The organism is Streptomyces sp. NPDC005374, from assembly GCF_042872225.1.
Taxonomy (GTDB): domain Bacteria; phylum Actinomycetota; class Actinomycetes; order Streptomycetales; family Streptomycetaceae; genus Streptomyces.
Genome location: NZ_JBIAKA010000004.1, coordinates 233,480 through 259,366 on the forward strand (window position 1 = coordinate 233,480; position 25,887 = coordinate 259,366).

Sequence of the window (25,887 nt, forward strand, 5' to 3'; positions counted from 1 at the left end):
GGTACGTATGGGAGAGGACGTTATACGTATTACTTGGAGGCGGGGCATGGCCGCGGGATACCTGGAGATCCTCAGGGGACGGCACGCGGCTCGCCTGCTCGCGGGCACGCTGGTGGGGCGGCTGCCCAACGCGACCGCGGCGATCGCCCTGGTGCTCTTCGTCCGGGCCGAGGGCGGCACGTACAGCCTGGCGGGCGCTCTCGCGGCGGTCTACGGCGTCGCCAACGCCGTAGGCCAGCCCGTCCTCGGCCGGCTGGTGGACCTGTACGGCCAGCCGCGGGTCCAGTTGCCGGCGGCCGTTCTGTCCGCGCTCGCCATGGCGGGCTTCGCGTTCACCGGTACCGACCCGCTTCCGCTCGCCTACGCGTGCGTGGCGGCCGCCGGTCTGTTCACGCCGCCTCTGGAGGGCGGTCTGCGGGCCCTGTGGCCCTCGGTGCTGCGCCGGGAGGACCAGGTGCACCGGGCGTACGCGCTGGACGCGGTGGCGCAGGAAGTCATGTTCACCGTCGGCCCGTTGCTGGTGACCCTGTGCGTGTCGCTGTGGTCGGAGCGGGCGGCCCTGCTGGTGCTGAACGCCGTGGGGGTGCTCGGCGCCCTCTCCGTGGTCGTGTCGCCGCCCTCGCGCGCGTGGCGCTCCGCACCGCGGGAGGCGCACTGGCTCGGCGCGCTGCGTTCGCGCGGACTGCTGGCCATGCTGGGCGCGTTCCTGTTCGTCGGGATCGCGCTGGGGTCCATCACGGTCGCCTCCGTGCCGTACGCGGACGAGCACGGCGGGGACGCGGTGTACGGCTGGCTGATGGCCGGTATCGGTCTGGGCGCGCTCCTGGGCGGCATGGTGTACGGCGCGCGGCAGTGGGCCGGTGAGCCGGCGCGGCGACTGCAGGTGCTGGTGGGCTTCCTGGCGGTGTGTTATCTGCCGCTGACGTTGATGCCGGGCGCGGTCGCCATGACGTTGCTGTCGGTGCTCGCGGGTGTGTTCCTGGCGCCTGTCATCGCGTGTGCCTTCGTCCTGGTCGACCGGCACGCTCCGGCCGGTACGGTCACCGAGGCGTTCTCCTGGCTCGTGACGACGTTCACGGTGGGCGCGTCCGTCGGAACGGGGCTTGCGGGCCCGGTCGTCGAGCGGGGCGGGGCTCTGTGGGGCTTCGCGGTGCCGGGTGTCGCGGGGGGCGTGTCGCTGCTGGTTCTGCTGCTCACGGGAAGCGTCCTCACAGCTCCCGTGGGGAGGGCGGTGGTTGCGTCCTCATCGGAAAATGATCCAAACCGTGCTGCCGAACCCCGTTTCAGCTCGGGGGATCGGGCGTAATGTTCACTCATGGACCGCCGCATTTTCGGGCTGGAGAACGAGTACGGCGTCACGTGTACGTTCAGGGGACAGCGCCGGCTGTCTCCCGACGAGGTGGCGCGGTACCTCTTCCGCCGTGTCGTGTCATGGGGCCGCAGCAGCAATGTCTTTCTGCGAAACGGCGCCCGCCTCTATCTCGACGTCGGGTCACATCCGGAATACGCGACACCCGAATGTGACAACGTGACCGAACTGGTCACGCACGACAAAGCAGGCGAGCGCATTCTCGAAGGACTCCTGGTGGACGCCGAACGACGCCTGCACGAGGAAGGAATCGCGGGCGACGTCTACCTCTTCAAGAACAACACGGATTCGGCCGGCAACTCCTACGGCTGCCACGAGAACTATCTCGTCGCACGCCACGGGGAGTTCTCCCGGCTCGCGGACATTCTCATTCCGTTCCTGGTCACGAGGCAGCTTCTCTGCGGCGCCGGCAAGGTGTTGCAGACCCCGCGGGGCGCGGTGTACTGCGTCAGTCAGCGGGCCGAGCACATCTGGGAGGGTGTCTCCTCGGCGACGACCCGCTCCCGGCCGATCATCAACACCCGCGACGAACCGCACGCGGATGCCGAGCGCTACCGCCGCCTGCACGTGATCGTGGGCGACTCGAACATGTCCGAGACGACCATGCTGCTCAAGGTCGGCGCGACCGACCTGGTGCTGCGCATGATCGAGGCGGGCACCGTGATGCGGGACCTGACGCTGGAGAACCCGATCCGGGCGATCCGCGAGGTCAGTCACGACATCACGGGCCGGCGCAAGGTGCGCCTGGCCAGCGGCCGGGAGGCCTCCGCGCTGGAGGTGCAGCGCGAGTACTACGAGAAGGCCGTGGACTTCGTCGAGCGGCGTGGCATCCGCACCGGCACCGTCGACCAGGTCCTGGAGCTGTGGGGCCGGGTGCTGGACTCGATCGAGGCCGAGGACCTGGACCGGATCGGCACCGAGATCGACTGGGTCATGAAGTACAAGCTCATCGAGCGGTACCGGGCCAAGCACAACATGACCATGTCCAACCCGCGGGTCGCGCAGATAGACCTCGCGTATCACGACATTCACCGTCGTCGTGGTCTCTACTACCTTCTGGAGAGGAAGGGCCAAGCCGCCCGTATCTGCAACGACTTGAAGATCTTCGAGGGCAAGTCGGTTCCGCCGCAGACGACTCGGGCCCGGCTGCGCGGTGACTTCATCCGCAGGGCGCAGGAACAGCGCCGGGACTTCACCGTCGACTGGGTTCATCTCAAGCTCAACGACCAGGCCCAGCGCACGGTGTTGTGCAAGGACCCGTTCCGTTCGGTCGACGACCGGGTCGAGAAACTGATCGCCGGAATGTGATCGAAGCGTTCCGCTTGACTGCCGGAACGCAACACGGGCGCCGTACGTTTCCCGTACGGCGCCCTTCGCACGCCGTAGAGTTGCGCGCACGCCATCCACAAGATCGACCGATTACGAGGCTTCCACCGTGCGCCGACGCTCACTGCTCATTGCCGTACCCGCAGGACTTGCCACGCTCGCCGCGTGCGGCGACGACAAGTCCGACTCGAGTAAGGCGAGCGACAGTGCGTCGCCCTCGGCCACGTCGTCGGGCACCCCGGCGCCGCCTGCGCCGAAGGTCGTCGACGGGCCGCTGCCGGCGATCACCGGGGGCGTGAAGTTCGGTGCGAAGCCGACGGTCGCCAAGGGCAGCGGCGCCGCGTCCGATCAGCTCGCGGTCAAGACGGTCATCGCGGGCAACGGCACCACGGTCGCCGAGGGCGACTACGTCCAGGCCCACTACCTCGGCCAGATCTGGGACTCGGCGAAGGTCCTGGGAAACTCGTACGACGCCAAGACGGCCATTCTTTTCCAACTGCAACAGGGCAGTGTCATCGATGGCTGGCGGTACGCCCTGACGGGCAGGAAGGCCGGCAGCCGCGTCGAGTTCTCGGTTCCGCCGACATGGTCGTACGGCAAGGCGGGCAACCCGGACGCGGGCGTCAAGGGGACCGACACGCTGGTCTTCGTCTTCGACATCCAGGACACGTTCAACGCGAAGAGCTCCGCCAAGGGCAAGAACGTGGCGCAGAGCGACGCGAAACTGCCCAAGGTCGGCACGAACACCGACGGCAAGGCCCCCTCCATCGAGATCCCCAAGGCGGACGCGCCCACCGAGCTGGTGGCGAAGTACGTCATCGAGGGTGACGGCGACGTGGTCGCGGCGGACAGCACCCTGCTCGTGCAGTACAAGGGCGTGGTGTGGGACTCCGGCAAGGAGTTCGACTCGACGTACGGCCGCAAGCAGCTGACGTCGTTCTCGCTCCAGCAGGTCGTCAAGGGCTGGGCGCAGGGTCTGACCGGCAAGAAGGTCGGCAGCCGGGTGCTCATCTCCATCCCGCCGAAGCTGGGTTACGGCGACAACCCGCAGCCCGGCAGCGGCATCGAGAAGGACTCCACGATGGTCTTCACCGTGGACATCCTGGCCAAGATGTGACGCACGGGGGACATGCGCGAAGGTCCCCGCGGCAGGGATGCAAGACTGGTCCCAGTTGCCTTTCCGTGAACAAGCAGGAGCGAGTGACGTGAGCATCGACAAGCCCGAGATCGACTTCCCTGAGGGCGCGCCCCCGGCGGACCTGGAGATCAAGGACATCTGGGAGGGCGACGGCGAGGTCGCGCAGGCCGGCCAGACCGTCACCGTCCACTACGTGGGCGTCTCCTTCAGCACCGGTGAGGAGTTCGACGCCAGCTGGAACCGAGGTCAGCCGTTCCGCTTCCCGCTGGGCGGCGGCCGGGTCATCAAGGGCTGGGACCAGGGTGTGCAGGGCATGAAGGTCGGCGGCCGTCGCCAGCTGACCATCCCCGCCCACCTCGCCTACGGCAACCAGAGCCCGACTCCGGCGATCAAGCCCGGCGAGACCCTGATCTTCGTGGTCGACCTCGTCGCCGTCTGATCGTCGTACCGCAGTTGTCGGAGAAGTCATAAGAGATCGCGTCGCGGTCGGATCGTCGTACGGGATCCGACCGGATTCGATCAACCGGGGTCCATGCCTGTCCGGGCATGGGCCCTCGGCTTTTGCCTTGCTCCTTCGGGGCGGTACGGTCATCGTCCGGAAGCACCATAGGGAGGCGAAGGGCGTCGATGGCCATTGCCAAGGCCGAGCGGCTGATGAACCTGGCGCTGTGTCTGCTCGGGACGCGACGGCCGCTGAGCAAGCGTGAGCTCCGGGAGTCCATCGAGGCCTACCTGGAAGCGAATTCCGACGACTCCTTCAACCGGATGTTCGAGCGCGACAAGGATGATCTGCGCGAACTGGGGCTCGTGATCGAGACCGTTGAGAACCTCGACGGCGAAGTCGGCTATCTCGCCCGCCGCGACAGCAACCGGCTGCCGCCCATCACGCTCGACGCCGAGGAGGCCGCCGCCCTGGGGCTGGCCGCCAAGGTGTGGCAGCAGGCCAGGCTCGCCGGTGCCGCCAGCGGCGCTCTCCAGAAGCTGCGTGCGGCAGGGCTGCCCGAGGATGTCGACCCCTATGAGACGCATGGCGCCCTGGAGCCGCGCATCCCGGTGCACGAGGCCTCCTTCGAGCCGCTGATGCTGGCCTGCCGAGACCGCCGTCCGGTCCTGTTCGACTACCGCAAGGCCACCGCCGCACGCCCCGAGCCCCGCCATGTCGAGCCGTGGGCGCTGGAGTGCTGGCGCGGCCACTGGTACTTGGCCGGCTTCGACCGCGACCGGGGTGCCGAGCGGGTGTTCCGGCTCTCCCGGATCACCGGGAAGGTCCGCTCGCGCGGTGCGCGCTTCACCGCTCCGGTCCCCGATGTCGTGACCGTCCGTGAGACCGTCGCGAGCTGGGCGGGCGAGACCGCCGACCGCAGCGCGCGGATCCGGCTGCGCACCGATGCCGGATACCCCTTGCGGGCGAAGGCCACCTCGGTTCGGGAACTGGGCGAGGGCTGGGACGAGTTGGAGATTCCGTACGGCCACGGCCTGGACGCCTGGCTGGTGGAGTTCGGCCCTGACGTGGTGGTCCTGGAGCCCGCCGAGCTGCGGGCCGACGTGGTGGACCGGCTGCGTGCCGTGGCCAAGGGCTGAGGGGGAGCGGAAGAGAACGTGGCAGGCAAACCGGTCAGGCCCACGAACGCCATCGACCAGACCCGGCGGATGCTCTCGCTGGTGACCTATCTGAAGGAGCGCCCCGGAGCCCGGGTCGAGGACGTCGCCCGTGCCTTCGGGATCACCGAGGACGAGCTGGTCTCCGACCTCGATGTGCTGCCCATGTGCGGCACCAGCTTCCGCGGGGGCGACCTGCTCGACATCGACACCGACGGCGAGCGGATCTGGTGGCACAACCCCGATGACGTGGCGGAGCCGCTCCGGCTCGCCGCCGACGAGGCGACCGCGCTGCTGGTGGCCGCCCGCGCGGTGTCCACACTGCCCGGCCTCAGGGAGAGCGACCGGCAGGCGCTGCTGCGGGCCACCGCCAAGGTGGAGACCGCGGCCGGTGAGAATGCCGGCGCCAGCGCGCGACTGTCGGTGACCTTCGAGTCCGAGGGCGGTGTCTTCGCGGACGTCGACCGGGCCATCTCCGAGCGCCGCCGTCTGTGGATCCGCTACTACTCGCCCGCCCGCGACGAGGTCACCGAGCGTGAGATCGACCCGATCCGCCTGGTCAGCGTCGGCCACACCTATGTGGAGGCCTGGTGCCGCCGCTCCGAGGCGCGCCGCACCTTCCGGCTCGACCGGGTCGCCGAGATCAGGATCCTCGACGAACCGTCCGTGCCGCCCGAGATCGAGCTCAGGGACCTGTCCGAGGGGCTCGTGCAGCCCGCGGCCGAGGATCCCGAGGTGGTCGTGGAGGTGGGGCCGGGCGGACGCTGGGTCGCCGAGTACTACCCGCACGACAGTGCGGATGAGCTTTCCGACGGTGGGCTGCGTATTACCCTCCGCACTCCCGAGCCGGCGTCCCTGAGGCGGCTGGCGCTCCGGCTCGGCCGCGACGGCCGTATCGTCTCGCCGCGCGACCTCGCCGACAGCGCCCGCGAGGCGGCCCGCGAGGCGCTTGCGGCCTACGACGGGGTCGAGGCGCACGAGACCCCCGGGACCCGTGTACAGGACGGTCGGTACGACAGGCAGGAGCAGGGGCTTTGAGCGAGTCGGCGACGTCCGGTGCGGGCATGACGGTGGCTGCCGCCTTCGCGGGGATGAGAAGCGCGGCTCCGGTGACCTTCAAGGCGGGCTGCCCGGACTGCCGGGAGCGCTTCGAGCTGACCGCGAGCGCCCTGCGCCTCGCGATCGGTGCGAGCACGCGCACCACGTTCTACTCCTTCACCTGCCCCGAGTGCGGTGCGGCCGTCCGCAAGCCCGCGGGCGAGCGGATCGTGGAGCTGCTCACCGGTGGCGGGGTCCGGACGCTGCGGCTGCACTCCACCCTCTAGGCTCGGTGCCATGTTCTGGCCGATGTTCGCGGTAGCTGTGGGTTTCGTGGGTCTCGCCGTTCTCGGTGTGCTCGCCGTCCGGGTGTTTCTGGAGGCGCAGCGCCTGGGGAGGCAGGTCACGGACTCCGCGCGGCGCATCAGCCGGGCCGCGGAGGACCTGGAGCGGGCGGCGGTGAGCACGGCCCGTTCTGTGGACTCGCTGTGAGTACGGCTGAGAGTTGGGTGTGAGTGGCGGGCTGGATGCGTTTTGCGCCACTTCGCCCTGTCACCTCGGCCAGGTCGACAGGTACGCTGCTGGTCGCGGTCCGGATAACGAGGCCCGGCCGCGAACCGGGAGTACGCACGGGGATTGCCAGGCGTTCACCCCTGAGCGTTACGATCGCTGTCAGCACGACTGGTCGGACATGTGTCCGACCGGTCGGACAGCACCCCACAAGCCGCCTCGGTGAGAAGGTAAAGACTTATGTTCGGAAGGCTCGGCGCCCCCGAGATCATTCTCATCCTCGTCGTCATCATCCTGCTGTTCGGCGCGAAGAAGCTTCCCGACATGGCGCGCTCGCTCGGCAAGTCCGCTCGCATCCTCAAGAGCGAGGCCAAGGCGATGAAGGACGAGGGCAGCAGCACGGCCACGCCGGCCGGCCCGCCCAACACCGACGAGCAGACCCCGGCTCAGCGCACCATCCAGTCCGCCCCTGGCGACGTGACGAGCTCGCGCCCGGTCACCGAGCCGACGGACACGACCAAGCGCTGACGCGGGGCCGGTGACCTCCGGCCCGCCCGCACGAGATGGGAACGTGGGTTGCTCAAGTCTGCCCGCAAAGAGGAGAGGGATCCCGAGGGGCGGATGCCTCTCGCGGATCACCTTCGTGAGCTCCGCAACCGGCTCGCGAAGGCCATGCTGGCCATCGTCCTTGTCACGGTCGTCGCCGCCTTCTTCTACAACGACATCATCAACTTGATCACCAAGCCGATCCTCGACTCGGTCGGCTGTGACAAGTCCTTCGCGGAACTGGCCAAGTCGACACAGTCGACCAAGCCGTGTGCCGAGATCACGATCAACGGCCTTCTGGCGCCCTTCACGCTGGCCCTGAAGGTGTCGCTGATGGCCGGCGTCGTCGCCGCCTCCCCGGTCTGGCTCTACCAGCTGTGGGCCTTCGTCGCCCCGGGCCTGCACCGGCACGAGCGGAAGTACGCCTACGCCTTCGTCGGCACGGGTGCCCCGCTCTTCATGGTCGGTGCCTACTTCGCCTACTCGGTGCTGCCCACCACGGCGAAGGTGCTGATCGGCTTCACCCCGGGCGGTACCTCCAACCTGCTGCCCCTGGACGACCTGCTTGACCTCGTCCTGCGCATGGTGCTGGTCTTCGGCCTCTCCTTCGAGCTGCCCCTGCTGCTGGTCTTCCTCAACCTCACCGGGTTGATCACCGGCAAGCGGATGCTCGGCTGGTGGCGCGGCATGATCATGGCGATCACGGTGTTCGCGGCCGTCGCCACGCCGAGCACCGACCCGCTGACGATGCTCGCGCTCGCCGCGCCGATCTGGGTGCTGTACTTCGGGGCGACCGCGTTCTCGCTGCTGAACGACCGCCGCAAGCGCCGTCGCGAGGCCGAGGGGCCCGACGACGACGAGGCCTCCGACCTGGACCTCACCCCCGACGACATCGGCGAGGTCGAGACCGTCTCCGCGAGCCGGGCACTGCCCGAGGCGTCGGGCACGGACCGGGTCAACGGCTATGACGACGTGACCTGACGAGCGGGCAACAGTTCCTGAGGTCACTGCCGTGACCTGCGGGAGCGCCCTCTTCGTCCACTCCACCGCGGGCCGCGGCCGGGGCGCCACAGCGGCGCTGCCGGCCGCTTGCGCGTTGCGGCCGGGAAACGGCCCAAGGCGTTGCCGCCGAGCGCGTCGTGTCCGCCGGGCCTTCTCTGCCCCCGGCTCCTGATCTGCGTGAAGACCGGGTTTCGCGAAGGCCGATCCGGATAATGATCGTCCTGTTGTCAGTGGCGCCCGGTACGCTCGAAAGCACGATGACAGAGGACCTCTCACCGGCCGAGCGGTACGCGGCAGCCCGCCTGCGGGCAGCCGAGCAGGCCACCTCGCTCGCGGACTTCCGCGAGATGTACGACTTCGGTCTCGATCCCTTCCAGATCGAGGCCTGTCAGGCTCTCGAAGCGGGCAAGGGCGTGCTGGTTGCCGCGCCCACCGGCTCCGGCAAGACGATCGTCGGCGAGTTCGCCGTCCACCTCGCCCTCCAGCAGGGCAAGAAGTGCTTCTACACGACACCCATCAAGGCGCTGTCCAACCAGAAGTACGCGGACCTGAGCCGCCGTTACGGCGCGGACAAGGTCGGCCTGCTCACCGGTGACAACAGCGTCAACTCCGACGCCCCCGTGGTCGTGATGACCACCGAGGTGCTGAGGAACATGCTGTACGCGGGCTCGCAGACCCTCCTCGGCCTCGGATACGTGGTGATGGACGAGGTGCACTACCTCTCCGACCGCTTCCGTGGCGCCGTATGGGAAGAGGTGATCATCCACCTCCCCGAGTCGGTGACCCTGGTGTCGTTGTCGGCGACGGTGTCCAACGCCGAGGAGTTCGGCGACTGGCTCGACACCGTCCGAGGCGACACCCAGGTGATCGTCTCGGAGCACCGGCCCGTGCCGCTGTTCCAGCACGTGCTCGCCGGGCGGCGGATGTACGACCTGTTCGAGGAGGGCGAGGGCCAGAAGAAGGCCGTCAACCCCGACCTCACGCGGCTGGCCCGGATGGAGGCCCAGCGGCCCTCCTACCAGGACCGCAGACGCGGCCGGGCGATGCGCGAGGCCGACCGTGAGCGAGAGCGGCGGCAGCGGTCGAAAGTGTGGACACCGAGCCGGCCCGAGGTCATCGAGCGGCTCGACGCCGAGGGCCTGCTGCCCGCCATCACGTTCATCTTCAGCCGTGCCGCGTGCGAGGCGGCCGTCCAGCAGTGCCTGCACGCGGGGCTGAGGCTCAACGACGACGAGGCGCGCGGGAAGGTGCGCGAGCTCGTCGAGGAGCGTACGACGTCGATCCCGACCGAGGACCTCCATGTGCTCGGGTACTACGAGTGGCTGGAGGGCCTGGAGCGCGGTATCGCGGCCCACCACGCGGGCATGCTGCCGACCTTCAAGGAGGTCGTCGAGGAACTGTTCGTGCGCGGCCTGGTCAAGGCCGTGTTCGCGACCGAGACCCTCGCGCTGGGTATCAACATGCCCGCCCGCTCAGTCGTGCTGGAGAAACTCGTCAAGTGGAACGGCGAACAGCACGCCGACATCACCCCCGGCGAGTACACCCAGCTGACGGGGCGAGCGGGGCGACGCGGTATCGACGTCGAGGGCCACGCGGTGGTGCTCTGGCAGCGGGGGTCGGGCCCCGAGCATCTGGCCGGGCTCGCGGGCACGCGCACCTACCCGCTGCGCTCCAGCTTCAAGCCGTCGTACAACATGGCGGTCAACCTGGTCGAGCAGTTCGGCCGGCATCGCTCGCGCGAGCTGCTCGAGACGTCCTTCGCGCAGTTCCAGGCCGACAAGTCGGTCGTCGGGATCTCGCGGCAGGTGCAGCGCAACGAAGAGGGTCTGGACGGCTACAAGGAGTCCATGACCTGCCACCTCGGTGACTTCGAGGACTACGCGCGGCTGCGTCGCGAGCTCAAGGACCGGGAGACGGAGCTGGCCCGTCAGGGAGTTGCCGAGCGCCGGGCCGAGTCGGCCGTGGCGCTGGAGAAACTCAAGCCGGGTGACGTCATCCATGTGCCGACGGGCAAGTACGCCGGTCTCGCCCTGGTGCTGGATCCGGGGCTGCCCGCCGGGCGGTCCAACGGACACCGGGGCTTCGAGCACCATGACGGCCCGCGGCCCCTGGTGCTGACCGCGGAACGGCAGGTCAAGCGGCTCGCGTCGATGGACTTCCCGGTGCCGGTCGAGGCGTTGGAGCGGATGCGGATCCCGAAGTCCTTCAACCCGCGTTCACCGCAGTCCCGTCGTGACCTCGCCTCCGCTCTCCGTACCAAGGCGGGACACATTCCGCCGGAGCGGGCGCGCAAGAAGCGGTCCCAGGCGGCCGACGACCGGGAGATCGCCCGACTGCGTACGGCGATCCGGGCACACCCCTGCCACGGGTGCAACGACCGGGAGGACCACGCCCGTTGGGCCGAGCGGTATCACCGGCTGATGCGGGACACCTCGCAGCTGGAGCGGCGTATCGAGGGCCGGACGAACACCATCGCCCGCACCTTCGACCGGATCGTCGCGCTGCTGACCGAGCTGGACTATCTGCGGGGCGACGAGGTCACCGAGCACGGCAAGCGGCTGGCCCGGCTGTACGGCGAACTCGATCTGCTGGCCAGCGAGTGCCTACGGGAAGGGGTCTGGGAGGGCCTCGCTCCCGCCGAACTGGCCGCGTGCGTGTCGGCGTTGGTGTACGAGGCCCGGGTCGGCGACGACGCCATGGCGCCCAAGGTGCCCTCCGGCAAGGCGAAGGCCTCGCTCGGTGAGATGGTGCGGATCTGGGGACGGCTGGACGCCCTGGAGGAGGACTTCCGGATCAGCCAGACCGAGGGGGTCGGGCAGCGCGAGCCGGATCTCGGGTTCGCCTGGGCCGCGTACATGTGGGCCTCGGGGAAGGGGCTCGACGAGGTGCTTCGGGAGGCGGAGATGCCGGCCGGGGACTTCGTGCGGTGGTGCAAGCAGGTCATCGACGTGCTGGGGCAGATCTCCGCGGCGGCGCCGGTGTCGGGGGGCGACCGGTCTTCCTCCGTTGCGAAGAACGCGCGTAAGGCTGTTGATCTGTTGCTGCGGGGGGTTGTGGCCTACTCGTCGGTGGGGTGACGGGTTTGGGGGCGGGCGCGGGTTCGCTGTGGCTGGTCGCGCAGTTCCCCGCGCCCCTGAGTTGGGCGACCTACTCCTTGTTCAGATATGAGCGCCAGCTGCCGTGCTGCGTGATGTCCTCGGCGTTGGTGAGAGCGCTGGGTTCGCACAGGAAGCCTGGGGCTCGGGTTCCGTCCGAGAGTTCCACGCTGCCCAGCGTCATCGGGCGGGGGAGGTCCGTCAGGAGGCGACCCAGGCCCTCTGTGGGGAGGCGCCAGATCTCCGTTTCGATCTGTGCGCCGCCCTTGCCCACATGAACCAGACCCGGCTTCGGTGGCGTTGTCCGCAGGGCGTGCAGACGGTAGACCGGGGCCGTCGTCGTCGTACGGTCCAGGCGGGCGCCCAACGACAGGAGTTGGGGGTTCAGGGGCTGGCCGGTCAGGTGGGCACCGACGACTGCCAGCCGGGTCTCCGGCTGGAGCTGGGCCGCGATTCTCGTCAGGCGTTCGTCCGTGTGTGCCGGGCCGATCAGCATCACGCCGAAGGGGAGGCCGTTCACCTCGCCGGCCGGGACCGCCACGGCGGCCAGGTCGAAGAGGTTCGTGGCATTGGTGAAGCGGCCCAGACGGGCGTTGGCGCCGACGGGGTCGGCGGCCACCTCGCCGAGGGTGGGATGGCCGGGGGTGGTGGGCAGGAGAAGGGCGTCCGCGTCGGCCAGTTCGGCCAGGGCCCGGGTACGCAGGACGGACAGACGGTCCATGTCGGCGTAGAGCTGGTGGGCCGGGAGGTCGCGGGCCCGGGTGATGATGGCGGCGACCGTGGGGTCGAGGTTCGGGTCGCCCTCAGCTGTCGCCTTGTCGACAAAAGCCCCCACGGCGGTGTAGCGCTCGGCGACGAACGCGCCCTCGTAGAGCATCGCCGCCGCCTCGGTGAAGGCTGTGAGGTCGAGTTCGCGCAGCGACGCGCCTGCCGCGACCAGTTGCTCCACCGCCCGCTCGTACGCCTCTGCCCAGCCCTCGTCCAGTTCGCCCAGCTGCTCTCGCGGAGGGACCGCGATCCGCCAGGGTCCCGGCGGGCGTCCGGGAATCCCCGGGGGTGTGCCGGTCGTCATGTGGGCCAGTGCCTGTTCGGCCTCCGGGAGAGTGCGGGCGAAGACCGTCACGCAGTCGATGGAGGCGCAGGCCGGGACGACTCCGGCCGTGGGAACCAGGCCGCGGGTGGGCTTGAGGCCGACGATGCCGTTGAAGGCGGCCGGTACCCGGCCCGAGCCCGCCGTGTCGGTGCCGAGGGCGAAGTCGACGATGCCCAGGGCCACGGCGACCGCCGAACCGGAGCTGGAACCGCCGCTCACCCGCTCGGGGTCGTAGGCGTTGCGGACCGCGCCGTGCGGGGAGCGGGTGCCGACCAGGCCCGTCGCGAACTGGTCCAGGTTCGTGGTGCCGAGCACGATCGCGCCCGCCGCGCGCAGCCGGGCGACGACCGGTGCGTCGGCCTCGGGGTGATAGGCGTACGACGGACAGCCCGCCGTGGTGGGCAGACCGGCCACATCGATGTTGCCCTTGGCGGCGAACAGGCGCCCGGCGAGGGGTAGTTGCTCGCCCCTCTCGAGCCGCTCGTCGATCGTCCGCGCTTCCCGTTCGACCTCCTCCCGCGGGCGCAGGTCGATCCAGATCTCAGGGCGGTCCACGGCCTCGACGCGGCCGTAGGCGGCGCGGACCCGGGTGACGGTGGTGGACATGTCCTGCTCCTCTTTCACTGTGCGGGCGGGGCCAGGACGAGCAGTGCCGTCCCCGCCTCCACCTGGTCGCCGGGCCTCGCCAGGATCTCCGTGACCACACCGGCTGCCGGCGCGTGCACCCTGGACTCCATCTTCATCGCCTCCAGGGCCAGGAGCGGCTGGCCGGCCGTCACCTCGTCACCCGGTCCGACGTTCAACTGCCATACGGAGGCGGCGAATTCTGCCTCGATCAGATGGCCGCCCGGGGGGACCGTCACCTCGGCCGGGGTGACCGCCGGTGCGGATGCCGCCTCGGCGCGCGCGAACTCGCCCGCCGCTTCCCACGCGTCCCGCTCCTGGGAGAAGGCGGCCTGCTGGCGCACCCTGAACTCCGCGATGGACCCGGCGTGTTCGGCGAGGAACCCCTGGTACTCGGCGAGCGAGAAGGTGCCCTCCTCGATGCGGGGCACGAAACGGCCGGAGGTGATGTCGGCGCGTAGTTCCAGCAGTTCGTCCGCGTCCACCGGATACCACTTGATGCGGTCGAAGAAGCGCAGCAGCCAGGGCGAGCTCGGCTCGAACGCGCCGCGCTGCTGCCAGCCCGACCACACCTGGGTCGTACGGCCCACGAACTGGTAGCCGCCGGGGCCCTCCATGCCGTAGATGCACAGGTACGCGCCGCCGATGCCGACCGAGTTCTCGGCCGTCCAGGTGCGCGCCGGGTTGTACTTGGTGGTCACCAGGCGGTGCCGCGGGTCGAGCGGGGTGGCGACCGGGGCGCCCAAGTACACGTCGCCCAGGCCGAGTACGAGGTATTCGGCGTCGAACACCGTGCGGTAGACGTCGTTCACCGAGTCCAGGCCGTTGACGCGGCGGATGAACTCGATGTTCCACGGGCACCAGGGTGCGTCGTCGCGGACGCCCGCCATGTAGCGGGCGATCGCCTCGCGGGTGGCCGGGTCGTCCCAGGAGAGCGGGAGGTGGACCGTGCGGGAGGGAACGACCAGTTCGTCGGACGGGGGGAGTGCGGCGGTGATCTCCCTTACGACGGCGAGGAGTTCGTGTTGCGCAACGCGGCCGGGGTCGGTCTGGATCTGGAGGGAGCGGATGCCGGGGGTGAGGTCGGTGATGCCGTCCGGGCCCTCCTCGGACACCGCCTCCATCAGCGCGTGGACGCGCATCCGGAGCGCCAGGTCGAGCTGCATGGGGCCGAACTCGACCAGCAGGTTGTCGTCGCCGCTGCGGCGGTACGTCACGTCGCCGTCGCGGGCCAGGATGCCGCCGTCCACGATGGCCGGGCGCGCCGAGCCGTCCGTGTTCACCGGCATGAAGCGCACGGTGTCACCCGGGCGCAGTTGACCCAGTTTCCAGCGTTCGGTGCTGATCACGGTCGCCGGGCACACGAAACCGCCCAGGGAGGGGCCGTCGGGGCCGAGCAACACCGGCATGTCGCCCGTGTAGTCGACTGCGCCGACCGAGTAGGGCGTGTCGTGGATGTTGGACGGGTGCAGGCCGGCCTCGCCGCCGTCGGTGCGCGCCCAGCGGGGCTTCGGGCCGACCAGGCGGACTCCGGTACGGGCCGAGTTGAAGTGGACCTTCCAGTCGGCGGCGTAGAAGTCGTGGATGTCGTCCTCGGTGAAGAACTCCGGTGCGGCGTGCGGGCCTTCGACGGCGCCGATGTGCCAGGTGGAGGTGAAGGAGGGGCGGGAAGGGCGGTCGGTCCCGGCCGTCCCCTCGGCCCGGCGGCCTCCGTGCAGTACGTCACCCGTGCGCAGCGCCCGTCCGCCGTGTCCGCCGAAGCGGCCCAGCGTGAAGGTGCTCGCGCTGCCGAGGAACGCCGGGACGTCGAGGCCGCCCGCGAAGAGGACGTAGGTCCGCAGGCCGTGCTCGGCGGGTGCGCCGACCTCCAGGACACTGCCCGCGGGCACGGTCACCGGTTCCCACTGCGCGACCGGACTGCCGTCCACCGTGACCCGTGCCGGTGCGCCCGTCACACAGACCGTCGTGGGGTGGGAGAACCTCAACGACGGCCCCTGCAGGGTGCATTCGAGACCGGGCGCACCCTCCGGGTTCGCCAGCGCCGCGTTGCCGAGCCGGAAGGAACGGTCGTCCATCGGCCCGCACGGGGGCACGCCGACCTGCCAGTAGCCGGTGCGGCCGGGCCAGTCCTGCACGGTGGTGAGGGTTCCGGCGGCCACGACCTCGATGCGGCGGGTGGGATCGGTGACCTCGTCGAGCGTCGCCGTGGAGTGGGTGGCCGTAGTGAAGTCGGTGTGCGTGAGCGCCGCCCGCACCAGGCCCAGGTTGGTCTCGATGCCGTCGACGCGAGTGCGTTCCAGGGCCTCGTCCAGCCGCTGGAGCGCGTGGGCACGGTCGGAACCGTACGCGATGATCTTGGCGAGCATCGGGTCGTACGACGTCGTCACCTCGGTACCGGTCTCCACCCAGCCGTCGACACGCACCCCGGTGGGGAACTCGACCCGGGTCAACAGGCCCGCGCTGGGCCGGTGTTCGCGGGAAGGGTCCTCGGCGTAGAGACGGGCCTCGACGGCGTGTCCGCGCGGGGTGCCGGGCTCGCGTACGACGTCCCGCTCGCCCCGGGCCAGGCGGAGCATCCAGGCGACCAGGTCGACGCCGTAGATCTCCTCGGTGACCGGATGCTCCACCTGGAGGCGGGTGTTGACCTCCAGGAAGTAGGCCTCCTCTCGGGCGGCGTCGTACACGAACTCGACGGTCCCGGCGGAGCGGTAGCCGACGGAGGCGCACAAGTCGCGTGCATTGGAGGTGAGTTGAGCGCGTATGTGTGCGGGGAGGCCCGGTGCGGGTGCCTCTTCCAGGACCTTCTGGTTGCGGCGCTGGAGGGAGCAGTCGCGGTCGCCGAAGGTGACGACCGTGCCGTCGCCGTCGCCGAAGACCTGCACCTCGACATGGCGGGCGTGCTCGACGAGCCGTTCCAGGAAGACGCCGGCGGAGGAGAAGGAGGCGGCGGCGACGCGCTGCACCCGGTCCCAGGCGTCGGTCAGTTCGGCGGCCGAGCGGCAGGCCGACATGCCGATGCCGCCGCCACCGCCGGTGGCCTTGAGCATGACGGGATAGCCGACGGCCGCCGCTGCTTCGAGCGCCGCGTCGAGGGAGGGCAGCAGTCCCGTGCCCGGCGCGAGGGGCACCCCGGCCGCCTCGGCCGCGGCCCGTGCCGTGTGCTTCGCGCCGAACAGCTCCAGCTGTCCGACGGTGGGGCCCACGAAGACGATTCCGGCGTCCTCGCAGCGACGGGCGAAGGCGGCGTCCTCGGACAGGAAGCCGTAGCCGGGGTGGATGGCGCCGGCGCCCGTGTCCTTGGCCGCCTTCAGGACCAGATCGGCGTCGAGGTACGACTCCTTCGCGGGCGCGGGACCAAGGCGTACGGCCGTGTCGGCGAGGCGGACGTGAGGGGCGGCCCGGTCCGCGTCGGAGTACACCGCGACCGTACGCAGGCCCAGTTCGCGGGCGGTGCGGATGATCCGCACCGCGATCTCGCCCCGGTTGGCGACGAGGAGGGTGTCGAAGGTCATGCGACAGCCCCGATCGCCGTCTGCGCCGCCCGGATCGTCATCTCCACGGCCGTCGGGTCGAAGCCGTTGCAGGGGTTGTTGATCTGGGGGCAGTTGGAGACCAGGACGAGGACGTCCCGCTCGGCGCGCAGCACCAGGGAGAGACCCGGGGCGGAGAGACCGTCGACGATGCCGAGGGTGCCGTCCTTCTCGACCGGGACGTTCATGTACCAGTTGATGTTGGAGACGAGGTCGCGCTTGCCGAGACCGTGCTTCGCGCCCTCGGCGAGGAAGTTGTCCACACAGGCGTGCTGCGACCAGGTGTGATGGCCGTAGCGCAGGGTGTTCGACTCCTTGGAGCAGGCACCGCCGACCGTGTCGTGGCGGCCCACGTCGTCGGCGGCGACCGTCATCAGCGGGGTGTGCTCGTTGGACATCAGCACGCTGCCCGTGGTGAGGAAGATGCCGCCCTGCGCGTGGATGGTGTCGGGGGCGCTGTAGCGGACCGACGTGTCGTGGGCGTCGTAGACGAGGAAGTCGACGGCCTGGTTGCCGTGCAGGTCGGTGATGGTGAGCGTCTCGCCCTCGCGGAGGACGGAGGACCAGGCGGCGCGGGCCGCGACCACTGCCGTCGTGCGCGTGTCCTGGAGTTTCATGCGCGTCCCTTCGAGGCGAGGAAGTCGGCGGTGTTGAGGAAGGCGCGGCGGCCCTCGGGGGTGGCGTCCCAGAGGGGGTCGCCGGCGCGGGTGGGTCCGGCGCGCCAGGCGAGCACCTCAAGGGGGGTGCTGACGTAGGCGGGGCGGGGGTCGGCGGGGTGCGGGACGTTCGCGATCAGCACGGTCACGTCCTGTTCGGCGCGCAGGGTGACGCTGCCACCCGGGCCCGCGGAGCCGGTGAAGTCGAGGGTGCCGTCCTCGTCGATCCGCACGCCCTGGAAGAAGGAGAGGGACGGCGGGAGGTCGCGCGGTTCGAGACCGTTCTTCGCGGCCGCCAGCTTGAAGAGCTCGCGGCCGGCGGGAGAGGGGCTCTGGGGGGTGCCGTCGCCGTAGCGCTCGGTGTTGCGGACGAGGGTGGAGGTCCCGCACAGGGCGTCGTGGCGGCCCGAGGTGTCGGCGACGACGCTCGCGAGGACGCGGCCCTGGTCGGACAGGAGCAGCTGGTTCTCGCCGAGGTAGGCGTTCCACTGGACCTTGACCGTGTCGGCGACGTTCAGGCGCTCCCAGGGGCGGCCCTCCACGAACAGGAGCAGGTGGGCGCAGGCGTCTCCGTGCAGGTCGGTGAGGCGGAGCTCGGTGCCGCGGGCGAGGACCCGGTGGGTGTAGTTGCCGCCCGCGACCGTCTCCGCCCACACCAGGTGGCCCGCCTCGCAGGGCGGGTCCGGCCAGTCGCCGGCCGGGACGACGGGCATGGCCTCGGCACGGGTGCCTTCCTGCGCGCGTGCGTGGTCGCGGGCTCCGTACGTGGTCTCTGTCGCCATGGCGGACCTCCGGCTCCGGGGTTGTTTCTGTCGCTTGACAGAAATTAGGGGCGGGGTGGGTCGGGGGGGTTGCTCGGGTGTTGCCGGCCGGTTACCGGGGGCTCACGGGGTGGGGAGTTCCGTCGGGTGCGGGTGCGGGTTGGTTCCTGCTCATGAGGTGGAGCCGCGCGTCGGGGCAGGGTTGGGCGCCTGGGTGTCCGCGTGCTCGCTGCCTCTGTGGCGGCGGTTCGGGGTGCGTGAAGATCGTCCGGCGCTCGCCGTGGGCCCCCGTGTGCGAGGATCGAACGCATGGGTACGACACGTGGTGCGGAGTCCGGTCGGAGGGTCGGTCGGCCCCGGGCTGCCCGGCGGCCGGACAGTGGACTGGCGCCGCGTGAGGAACTGCTGGTCGCCGCGGCCGAGTTGTTCACGACCCTCGGATACGCCGCCACCAGCACCCGGGCCGTCGCCGAGCGTGCCGGTATGCGGCAGGCCTCCATGTACCACTACGTCTCCGGCAAGGAGGAACTCCTCGCCGAGCTCCTGGAGTCCACCGTCACGCCCTCGCTCGTGTACGCCCGTGAGCTGCTCGCCGACGACACGGTCCCGCCGGAGAACCGGCTGTGGGAGCTGTGCCGTGCGGACGTCGAGGTGCTGTGCGAGGGGCCGTACAACCTCGGCGGTCTCTATCTGCTGCCCGAAGTGCGTGCGGAGCGCTTCGCGGGCTTTCACGCCGTGCGTGCCGAACTCAAGGATGCCTACCGGCAGTTGCTCGCCGCGACATCCGCGGGCGGCGCACTCGCGAAAGGCGAGCTTGATCTCCGCACGGACCTGCTCTTCGGTCTGATCGAGAGCGTCATCCTCGTCCACCGCTCCGACCCCGACCGCCCTGTCTCCGTGTTCGCGGAGGCCACCGCGGACGCCGCACTCCGTATCGCCGGAGCCTGAGTCGCGGGCGGGTCGGGTCGACTTGGCTCGGCACCGGGTCTCCGACTGAGCCGTGGGCCGCGTCGGGCGGTGACCTTCACCCGTCACGGTGAGTGAGTTTCGTGTGCGCGTTCGCCGTAACTCATCGTGTGCGAGCGATGGCTCAGCGTACAAATGGACTGAGGGTACTCCAGTCGCAATGCCCGTTTCAGGCGCTTGCCGAATATGACACGGCGTTGATCCGGTCGGACTAAGCTCGCCCGCAGCGCACCGAGTTGATGTGTATTCGTGCGCTTGTTCCCTATATGTGCGACTCCCCGTCGATACGTCTCAGAGGGCCCACATGGTGAGTGTTCAATCCCCCCCAGGACGCCGTGAACTTCCCTACGCGCGCGTACTGTTGCTGCCCGCCATAGTCATGGCCGCGGCGACCGGGGCCGCCGTCGCCGCGGTGACGGATCCGGCAAGGGCGGCCGTCGGCTGGTGCGGTGCCGTCGCCACGCTGCTGGTGATCGCGGTGGGCGCCGAGGCGGTGCGGCGCGGTCGCGCCCTGCGGGACGCCCGGGGCGAGCAGGCCCGTCACACTGCGTATCTGGAACAGCGGATCGCGCATCAGGACCAGGACATGACCCGCCTCGCCAAGGAGATCGCGCCCGCGGCACTGCACTGGATGCGCCGCGGAAATTCCCCCGGAGAGGTGATTCGCCGACTCGGTGACATCGACCCGGCGTGGAGCGATCTGCCCGACGCGCAGCAGCGGTTGCTGAAGACGGTGCTCGACATCGTCGACACCGAGGAGGTCATGCGCGACGCCGCGCAGCGCTCCTTCGTGAACATCGCCCGCCGCGTCCAGGCCATCGTCCACCAACAGGCCAACGAACTGCGGGAGATGGAGGAGGACCACGGCCGCAACCCCGAGGTCTTCGACGACCTCCTGCGGATCGACCACGGCACCGCGCTGATCGGCCGCCTCGCCGACTCCATCTCCGTCCTCGGCGGCGGGCGCCCCGGCCGGCAGTGGCCCGAGCCCGTCGCGCTGTACAGCGTGCTGCGCGGCGCCATGTCCCGGATCCTCGAGTACCGGCGCATCGATCTGTCCTCGATCGCCAAGGTCAACGTCAAGGGCACCGCGGTCGAGCCCGTCATCCACGCCGCGGCCGAGCTCCTCGACAACGCCACCCGCTACTCCCCGCCGCAGAGCAAGGTGCACGTCACCGCCACCGAGGTGCAGACCGGCGTCTGCATCGAGATCGAGGACGCGGGCGTAAGCCTCAGTGAAGAGGCCCGGCTGCGGGCCGAGGGCATGCTGGAGCGCGCCAGGGCCGGTGTGGACCTCCAGGACCTCGGAGAGTCGCCGCGCCTCGGGCTCGCCGTCGTGGGCCGTCTCTGCCAGGCCTACGACATGCAGGTCTCCCTGCGTGCCTCCGCGTACGGCGGAGTTCGCGCCATCCTCGTCGTACCCAGTGACATGCTCACCGACGAGCCCGGCGTCGGACTCGCCCACGGCATCGGCGCCACCGCCGTGCCCAAGGCCGAACTCGGCGCTCTGCCCGGACCCAAGCGCACCATCAAGAAGCGGCGTCCCACCAGCCCCAAGTTCACGACGCCGGTCTCCATGGAGGACGAGGTCCCCGAGGTCACCGAGTGGACCGCGAACGGGCTGCCGCAGCGCCGCAGCCGGGTCAAGACCCCGCTCTCCCAGCGCTTCGCCGAGCGGGCCGAGATGGAACAGGCCGAGCGGGAAGGCCGCCCGACCGTGTGGTCGACGGCCCGCCGTGAGCCCGAGCCCGAGCCCGAGCCCGGGAAGAAGCCGGACGACACCCCGCCGGGCCTGTGGGTCCAGGCCTTCATGGACGGCCTCAAGCGCCCCACCGCTTCCACAGCCAGTCAGCCGACCGACGAACCGGCCCATATCGAGGCCGAAGACGAGGGGAACCTCAAGTGATCCAGCAGCGAGGCAACTTCGACTGGATGCTCCAGGACCTCGCCAAAGGCGTACCGGGCATCCAGATGATCGTGGTGCTCTCCGCCGACGGCCTGCGCATCGCCCGCCACGGCGGCGACCCGGACACCGCGGACCGCGTCGCCGCGGCCTGCGCGGGCCTGCAGAGCCTGGCGGGCGCCGTCGCCGGGGAGATCCCGGGCAGCGACGGCAAGATGAAGATGGTCCTCATCGAGATCCACGGGGGCTACTTCTACCTGATGGCCGCCGGCCCCAACGCCTATCTCGCGGTGCTCTCCGACATCATCACCGAACCCGGCCACATGAGCGCCCGCATGAGCGATCTGGTCGTCCGCATCGGCGCGCACCTCACCAGCCCGCCCCGGCGCAACGGGCAGACCGTATGACTCCTCCACAACGCCGACGGCGGCACCCCAAGGCCAGTCCCGAACAGGCACCGGCACCTGCACCCCCACAGGAGAGCCAGGATCCTCCCGAGGGCCCGAAGAAGAACCCCGAGCGCCTGTACGTCATCACCTGCCCCGACGGGGCCGAGCGCTCGGAGCTCGACCTGGTCACGTTAATCGTGGCGCACGCCGATCCGCCGCCCTCCGCCACGCCTGAGCAGGCGGCGCTGCTCAGGCTCTGCACGGCACCCCTGTCCGTGGCCGAACTGTCCGCCTATCTCAGCCTGCCGTTCAGCGTGGTGACCGTCCTGCTCACCGAGCTGCTGACGGCCGAACTGGTGACGGCGCGCGCCCCGGTCATCCGCCAGGCGCTGGCCGACCGTTCCCTCCTCGAAGCGGTGATGCATGGACTTCAAAGGCTCTGACACGATTCCCGGTCCGCGAACCGAGGACCACCTCCCGCAGACCGCGCAGGCTGCGGTGAAAATCGTCATCGTGGGCGGCTTCGGCGTCGGCAAGACGACCATGGTCGGGTCGGTCAGCGAGATCAAACCGCTGACCACCGAGGAGACCATGACACAGGCCGGCGTCGGGGTCGACGACAACTACGGCTCCGAGACCAAGACGGCCACCACCGTGGCGATGGACTTCGGCCGCATCAGCATCACCGAACAGCTGGTGCTCTACCTCTTCGGCACCCCGGGCCAGGAACGCTTCTGGTTCCTGTGGAACGGCCTGTTCGAGGGCGCGCTCGGCGCGGTCGTGCTGGTCGACACCCGTCGCCTCGAGGTCAGCTTCGACGTCATGGGGCGCCTGGAGGAGCGCGGGGTGCCGTTCGTCGTCGCCGTCAACTCCTTCCCGGACGGCCCGCGTTACGACATCGAGGAGCTGCGCACCGCGCTCGACCTGAGCCCGGACATCCCCATCGTCGAGTGCGACGCGCGCCGCCGCGCCTCCAGCCGGGACGTGCTGATGACGCTGCTGCGGTTCCTCCATTCACTGACGGCGGAGAAGGCTCCGGCGTGAATCCGCGTGTCGGCGGAGCCGTGCAGCCGCTCGGGTTCCTCCTCGGGACACGGCGCGCCCCGGCGTCCCCCGCACGACCTCATTTCCTGTACAGCAGATCCACTTCAGTTCCGGAGCGATCATCGTGACGTCTGAATCCCTGTATCCGGCCGGCATGGGCGACCCCACGGCCGTACCGCCCCCGGGCTGCCCCGCGCATGCCGTCGGGACCGGCGGAGTGCGCCGACTGTACGGCCCCGAGGCCGAGGACCTCGGGGCCGTGTACGAGAAGCTCCGCGCCGAGCACGGATCCGTGGCTCCCGCGCTGCTTCATGACGACGTGCCGATCTGGGTGGTGCTCGGCCACAGCGAGAACATGCACATGGTGCGCTCTCCCTCGCAGTTCTGCCGTGACACCCGTCAGTGGAGCGCGCTGCAGGACGGCACCGTCAAGCCCGATCATCCGCTCATGCCGCACATCGCGTGGCAACCCATCTGCTGCCACGCCGAGGGCAACGAGCATCTGCGACTGCGCGGCGCGGTCACCGGCGCCATGTCGACGATCGACCACCGGGGTATCCGCCGCTACGCCAACCGCGCGACCCAGCATCTCGTCAACAAGTTCTGCAAGGACGGCAGGGCAGACCTGGTCAGCCAGTTCGCCGAGCACCTGCCGATGGCGGTGATGTGCGAGATCCTGGGCATGCCCGAGGAGTACAGCGAACGGATCGTGCAGGCCGCCCGCGACATGCTCAAGGGCACCGAAACCGCCATCGCCAGCAACGCGTACATCATGGACGCCCTGACGCGGCTCACCGTCCGCCGTCGGGCCGAACCCAAGGAAGACTTCACCAGCCACCTGATCAACCATCCGGCGCGGCTCAACGACGAGGAGATCAGCCAGCATCTACGCGTAGTCCTGATCGCCGCGTACGAGACCACCGCCAACCTCCTGGCCAACGTGCTGCGGGTGGTGCTCACCGACCCGCGGTTCCGTGCCCAGCTCAACGGCGGCCAGATGACCGTGCCCGAGGCCGTGGAGCAGTCCCTTTGGGACGAGCCGCCGTTCAGCACGATCCTGCCCTACATCGCCAAGCAGGACACGGAGTTGGGCGGCCAGCGCATCCGCACGGGTGACGCCCTCCTCTTCGGAATCGCGCCGGGCAACGTCGACCCACGTGTCCGCCCCGACCCCAAGGCCCACATGCAGGGCAACCGCTCCCACCTCGCCTTCGGCGGCGGCCCCCATGAGTGCCCGGGCCAGGACATCGGCCGTGCCATCGCCGATGTCGGCGTCGACGCACTGCTGACCCGGCTCCCGGACGTCGAACTCGCCGGTTACGAAGACGAACTGAGCTGGCGGTCGTTCATTCTGAACCGGCATCTCGTGGAACTGCCGGTGAAGTTCGAGCCGAAGCCGCAGCAGGACGTCACGCTGCTGCCCTCGATCAACCCGGTGCCGCTGCAGCGCGCGGACAACTGGCAGGTCGGCATGGTACGGACGGAGTCTCCCGCTCCACAGCCCACGGCGCCGGAGCCGGAGCCGGCCACCGAGTCGCCGACGGTGGTGCCCGAACCGGCCGGTCGGCCGAACGTGTTCCGGCGCCTCCTGCGCTGGTGGCGCGGGGAGTGAGCCGACCGGGCCGTCGGGCTATCGGGCCCACTCGTCGTACGACGACCAGGCGGGCAGGACGCGCGGGCTCGCGAACCGGTGCTCGCGCCCTGTGACCGGATCGGTGAACTCCAGTGTTCGCGCGAGGAGTTGGAGCGGGCGCCGGAAGTCGCCGGCCGGCACGGGGTCGGCCACCACCGGATACAACGGATCACCGAGGATCGGCACCCCCAGAGCGCTCATGTGCACCCTCAGCTGATGCGTCTGCCCGGTACGCGGTGTCAACCGGTACCGGGCGCGTCCGCTTCGGTGCTCCAGCAACTCGACCAGGCTTACGGCGTTGGGCTCGCCCGCGACCTCGCGGGCCGCCAGTACCCCGCGTTCCTTGAGGATGCGGCTGCACACGGTCCGCGGCAGCTCCAGTGCGGGGTCGTACCCGGCGACGGCCTCGTACACCTTCATGACCTGCTTGTCGCGGAACAGCGACTGGTACGCGCCGCGCTCCTCGGGGCGTACGACGAACAGCACGAGCCCCGCCGTCAGCCGGTCCAGCCGGTGCGCCGCACCGAGGGTCGGGACATCCAGCTCCCGCCGCAGCCGCGCCAGGGCGGTCTCGGCGACATGGCTGCCGCGCGGGGTGGTGGCCAGGAAATGCGGCTTGTCGGCCACTACCACGTGCTCGTCCCGGTACACGACCTCGACGGGGAAGGGGACCTGCTCCTCGTCGGGAAGGTCCCGGTGGAACCACACGAACATCCCCGGGACATACGCGCTGTCCCGCGGCACCGGACGCCCTCCGCTGTCCACGATGCGCCCCGCGTCGAGCATGTCGTCGATCACTCCGGCTCCGGCCGCCAGCCGTGCCACGAGATGATCACGTACGGTCGTCCAGGCTTCCCCGAAAGGCAGTCTCAAGCGCACCGGATCCACCCCGTCGCGCTGCGGCAGGGGAGAGGGCGGGGGCGGTGTCCGGCGTCTCATCACGATCAAGGGTAAGAGGAGGAACCGGCAGCGGGGGAGGAGCGCTGTGTGCGGCGGGGCGTCCCACACCGTTCAGCGCCCCTGTGCTCCGGCTCAGCGCCACAGGCTCCGGCGCAACGGCGCGGTCAGTGGTGTACGAGGTCGGCCGGCCCCTCGATGCGATTGCGTGATCACCTTTGCGCTCCCGTGCGCCCCCACTCGATCACTTGTACCTGCGTGAGGGCCTTGCGTCTACTGGGAGTCGTCCCCGCCACTCCATGGTCTTGTCCTGCAGGAGTCGCCATGGTCGCCGCTCAGCTGTCAGCCTCCCTTCTTGGCCTCCACCGGATTCACCCGACGTCGTGTGTTCTGTGCGGGCACACGGTCGATGGCCACGGTGACTCGGCACAGCCATTTCCCTCCGATGATCCGGCCTCCAGTTGGGCACCGACACCTTCGCGACCGGATCGATGGCGCCCACTTCCGGTGGGGACCGAACTGCGATGTGATTAAAGGGCGTACGACTGGAGCCGGCGCGTTCTGCTCGCGCCGTCACGGAAGGGGGAGCCCGTGCCGTCGCCCACTGCGGTCACCGCCGTATGCGCCCGCTCGGGGCCCGGCTGTGAGCGGTTTCGCCCACTGTGCAGACGGAGATCTCCCCGCGCGGCCCTGTGAGGCACCGCTCGCCCAGCAGCTCCCCGGTTTCTCCCCGCGAGAACCGACAACCTCCCCACCACCGGCCCGCGT

Annotated in this window: 22 protein-coding genes; 17 read left to right on the top strand and 5 right to left on the bottom strand. The window is 69.9% G+C overall.

Annotated features, from left to right (window positions below; all coding sequences use genetic code 11):
- Positions 1-46 precede the first annotated feature (46 nt).
- The 11 genes from ACFYRX_RS12280 (at position 47) to ACFYRX_RS12330 (ending at position 11,605) form a co-directional block, all read left to right on the top strand.
- Complete coding sequence (locus ACFYRX_RS12280; protein WP_389098604.1) at positions 47-1,306, top strand: MFS transporter; 1,260 nt, start codon at positions 47-49, stop codon at positions 1,304-1,306.
- A 9-nt stretch (positions 1,307-1,315) separates the two neighbouring features.
- A complete protein-coding gene (pafA, locus tag ACFYRX_RS12285; protein ID WP_389098606.1) occupies positions 1,316-2,677 on the top strand; it encodes a Pup--protein ligase in 1,362 nt (453 codons plus the stop codon).
- 127 nt (positions 2,678-2,804) lie between these two features.
- On the top strand, positions 2,805-3,812 hold the full coding sequence (locus ACFYRX_RS12290) for an FKBP-type peptidyl-prolyl cis-trans isomerase (RefSeq protein WP_389098608.1): 1,008 nt from the start codon (positions 2,805-2,807) through the stop codon (positions 3,810-3,812).
- An 88-nt stretch (positions 3,813-3,900) separates the two neighbouring features.
- Positions 3,901-4,272 (top strand): FKBP-type peptidyl-prolyl cis-trans isomerase, encoded by a 372-nt coding sequence (locus ACFYRX_RS12295; RefSeq protein ID WP_389098610.1) that lies wholly within the window; start codon positions 3,901-3,903, stop codon positions 4,270-4,272.
- Between the two features lie 188 nt (positions 4,273-4,460).
- Positions 4,461-5,414, top strand: a complete 954-nt coding sequence (locus ACFYRX_RS12300) for a helix-turn-helix transcriptional regulator (RefSeq protein ID WP_389098612.1) — start codon at positions 4,461-4,463, stop codon at positions 5,412-5,414.
- Positions 5,415-5,432: 18 nt separating this feature from the next.
- A complete protein-coding gene (locus ACFYRX_RS12305) occupies positions 5,433-6,470 on the top strand; it encodes a helix-turn-helix transcriptional regulator (RefSeq protein WP_389098614.1) in 1,038 nt (345 codons plus the stop codon).
- The gene (locus ACFYRX_RS12310) at positions 6,467-6,757 is read left to right on the top strand and encodes a hypothetical protein (protein ID WP_389098616.1); all 291 of its coding nucleotides are present in this window, start codon (positions 6,467-6,469) and stop codon (positions 6,755-6,757) included. Before ACFYRX_RS12305 ends, ACFYRX_RS12310 begins: the two co-directional genes overlap by 4 nt.
- A 10-nt stretch (positions 6,758-6,767) precedes the next feature.
- Positions 6,768-6,962, top strand: a complete 195-nt coding sequence (locus tag ACFYRX_RS12315; RefSeq protein ID WP_053850561.1) for a hypothetical protein — start codon at positions 6,768-6,770, stop codon at positions 6,960-6,962.
- Positions 6,963-7,220: 258 nt separating this feature from the next.
- Entirely contained in the window at positions 7,221-7,508 is a 288-nt protein-coding gene (tatA, locus tag ACFYRX_RS12320; protein ID WP_389098618.1) for a Sec-independent protein translocase subunit TatA, read from the top strand.
- A 48-nt stretch (positions 7,509-7,556) separates the two neighbouring features.
- Entirely contained in the window at positions 7,557-8,507 is a 951-nt protein-coding gene (gene tatC / locus ACFYRX_RS12325) for a twin-arginine translocase subunit TatC (protein ID WP_389098620.1), read from the top strand.
- A gap of 233 nt (positions 8,508-8,740) precedes the next feature.
- Entirely contained in the window at positions 8,741-11,605 is a 2,865-nt protein-coding gene (locus ACFYRX_RS12330; RefSeq protein WP_389098622.1) for a DEAD/DEAH box helicase, read from the top strand.
- A 70-nt stretch (positions 11,606-11,675) separates the two neighbouring features.
- Here the strand turns inward: ACFYRX_RS12330 and atzF are convergent, their stop codons facing one another.
- Genes atzF through ACFYRX_RS12350 form a run of 4 tightly spaced genes read right to left on the bottom strand, consistent with a single transcriptional unit; the run spans position 11,676 to position 18,308 of the window.
- Positions 11,676-13,322: an allophanate hydrolase gene (gene atzF / locus ACFYRX_RS12335; RefSeq protein WP_389098624.1), complete on the bottom strand. Its 1,647-nt coding sequence runs from the start codon at positions 13,320-13,322 to the stop codon at positions 11,676-11,678.
- A gap of 14 nt (positions 13,323-13,336) precedes the next feature.
- Positions 13,337-16,852, bottom strand: coding sequence for a 5-oxoprolinase/urea amidolyase family protein (locus tag ACFYRX_RS12340; RefSeq protein ID WP_389098626.1), 3,516 nt, complete (start codon positions 16,850-16,852; stop codon positions 13,337-13,339).
- Positions 16,849-17,487 (bottom strand): urea amidolyase associated protein UAAP2, encoded by a 639-nt coding sequence (locus tag ACFYRX_RS12345; protein WP_389098628.1) that lies wholly within the window; start codon positions 17,485-17,487, stop codon positions 16,849-16,851. Before ACFYRX_RS12345 ends, ACFYRX_RS12340 begins: the two co-directional genes overlap by 4 nt.
- Positions 17,484-18,308, bottom strand: coding sequence for an urea amidolyase associated protein UAAP1 (locus ACFYRX_RS12350; protein WP_389098630.1), 825 nt, complete (start codon positions 18,306-18,308; stop codon positions 17,484-17,486). Before ACFYRX_RS12350 ends, ACFYRX_RS12345 begins: the two co-directional genes overlap by 4 nt.
- A 288-nt stretch (positions 18,309-18,596) precedes the next feature.
- On the opposite strand from ACFYRX_RS12350, the gene ACFYRX_RS12355 reads away from it, so the two are divergent.
- The 6 genes from ACFYRX_RS12355 (at position 18,597) to ACFYRX_RS12380 (ending at position 24,201) form a co-directional block, all read left to right on the top strand.
- Complete coding sequence (locus ACFYRX_RS12355) at positions 18,597-19,235, top strand: TetR/AcrR family transcriptional regulator (protein ID WP_389098631.1); 639 nt, start codon at positions 18,597-18,599, stop codon at positions 19,233-19,235.
- Between the two features lie 322 nt (positions 19,236-19,557).
- Positions 19,558-21,159 (top strand): sensor histidine kinase, encoded by a 1,602-nt coding sequence (locus ACFYRX_RS12360; protein WP_389098633.1) that lies wholly within the window; start codon positions 19,558-19,560, stop codon positions 21,157-21,159.
- Positions 21,156-21,563, top strand: a complete 408-nt coding sequence (locus tag ACFYRX_RS12365; protein ID WP_007380839.1) for a roadblock/LC7 domain-containing protein — start codon at positions 21,156-21,158, stop codon at positions 21,561-21,563. The genes ACFYRX_RS12360 and ACFYRX_RS12365 overlap by 4 nt, the downstream gene beginning before the upstream one ends.
- Positions 21,560-21,988, top strand: a complete 429-nt coding sequence (locus tag ACFYRX_RS12370; protein WP_389098635.1) for a DUF742 domain-containing protein — start codon at positions 21,560-21,562, stop codon at positions 21,986-21,988. The genes ACFYRX_RS12365 and ACFYRX_RS12370 overlap by 4 nt, the downstream gene beginning before the upstream one ends.
- Positions 21,969-22,589 carry an ATP/GTP-binding protein gene (locus tag ACFYRX_RS12375; RefSeq protein WP_389098637.1) on the top strand — a complete coding sequence of 207 codons (621 nt, stop codon included), beginning with the start codon at positions 21,969-21,971 and terminating at the stop codon, positions 22,587-22,589. The genes ACFYRX_RS12370 and ACFYRX_RS12375 overlap by 20 nt, the downstream gene beginning before the upstream one ends.
- A gap of 154 nt (positions 22,590-22,743) precedes the next feature.
- Positions 22,744-24,201: a cytochrome P450 gene (locus ACFYRX_RS12380; RefSeq protein ID WP_389099090.1), complete on the top strand. Its 1,458-nt coding sequence runs from the start codon at positions 22,744-22,746 to the stop codon at positions 24,199-24,201.
- A gap of 18 nt (positions 24,202-24,219) precedes the next feature.
- On the opposite strand, the gene ACFYRX_RS12385 is transcribed toward ACFYRX_RS12380, so the two are convergent.
- Positions 24,220-25,161 (bottom strand): RluA family pseudouridine synthase, encoded by a 942-nt coding sequence (locus ACFYRX_RS12385; protein WP_389098639.1) that lies wholly within the window; start codon positions 25,159-25,161, stop codon positions 24,220-24,222.
- Between the last annotated feature and the right edge of the window lie 726 nt (positions 25,162-25,887).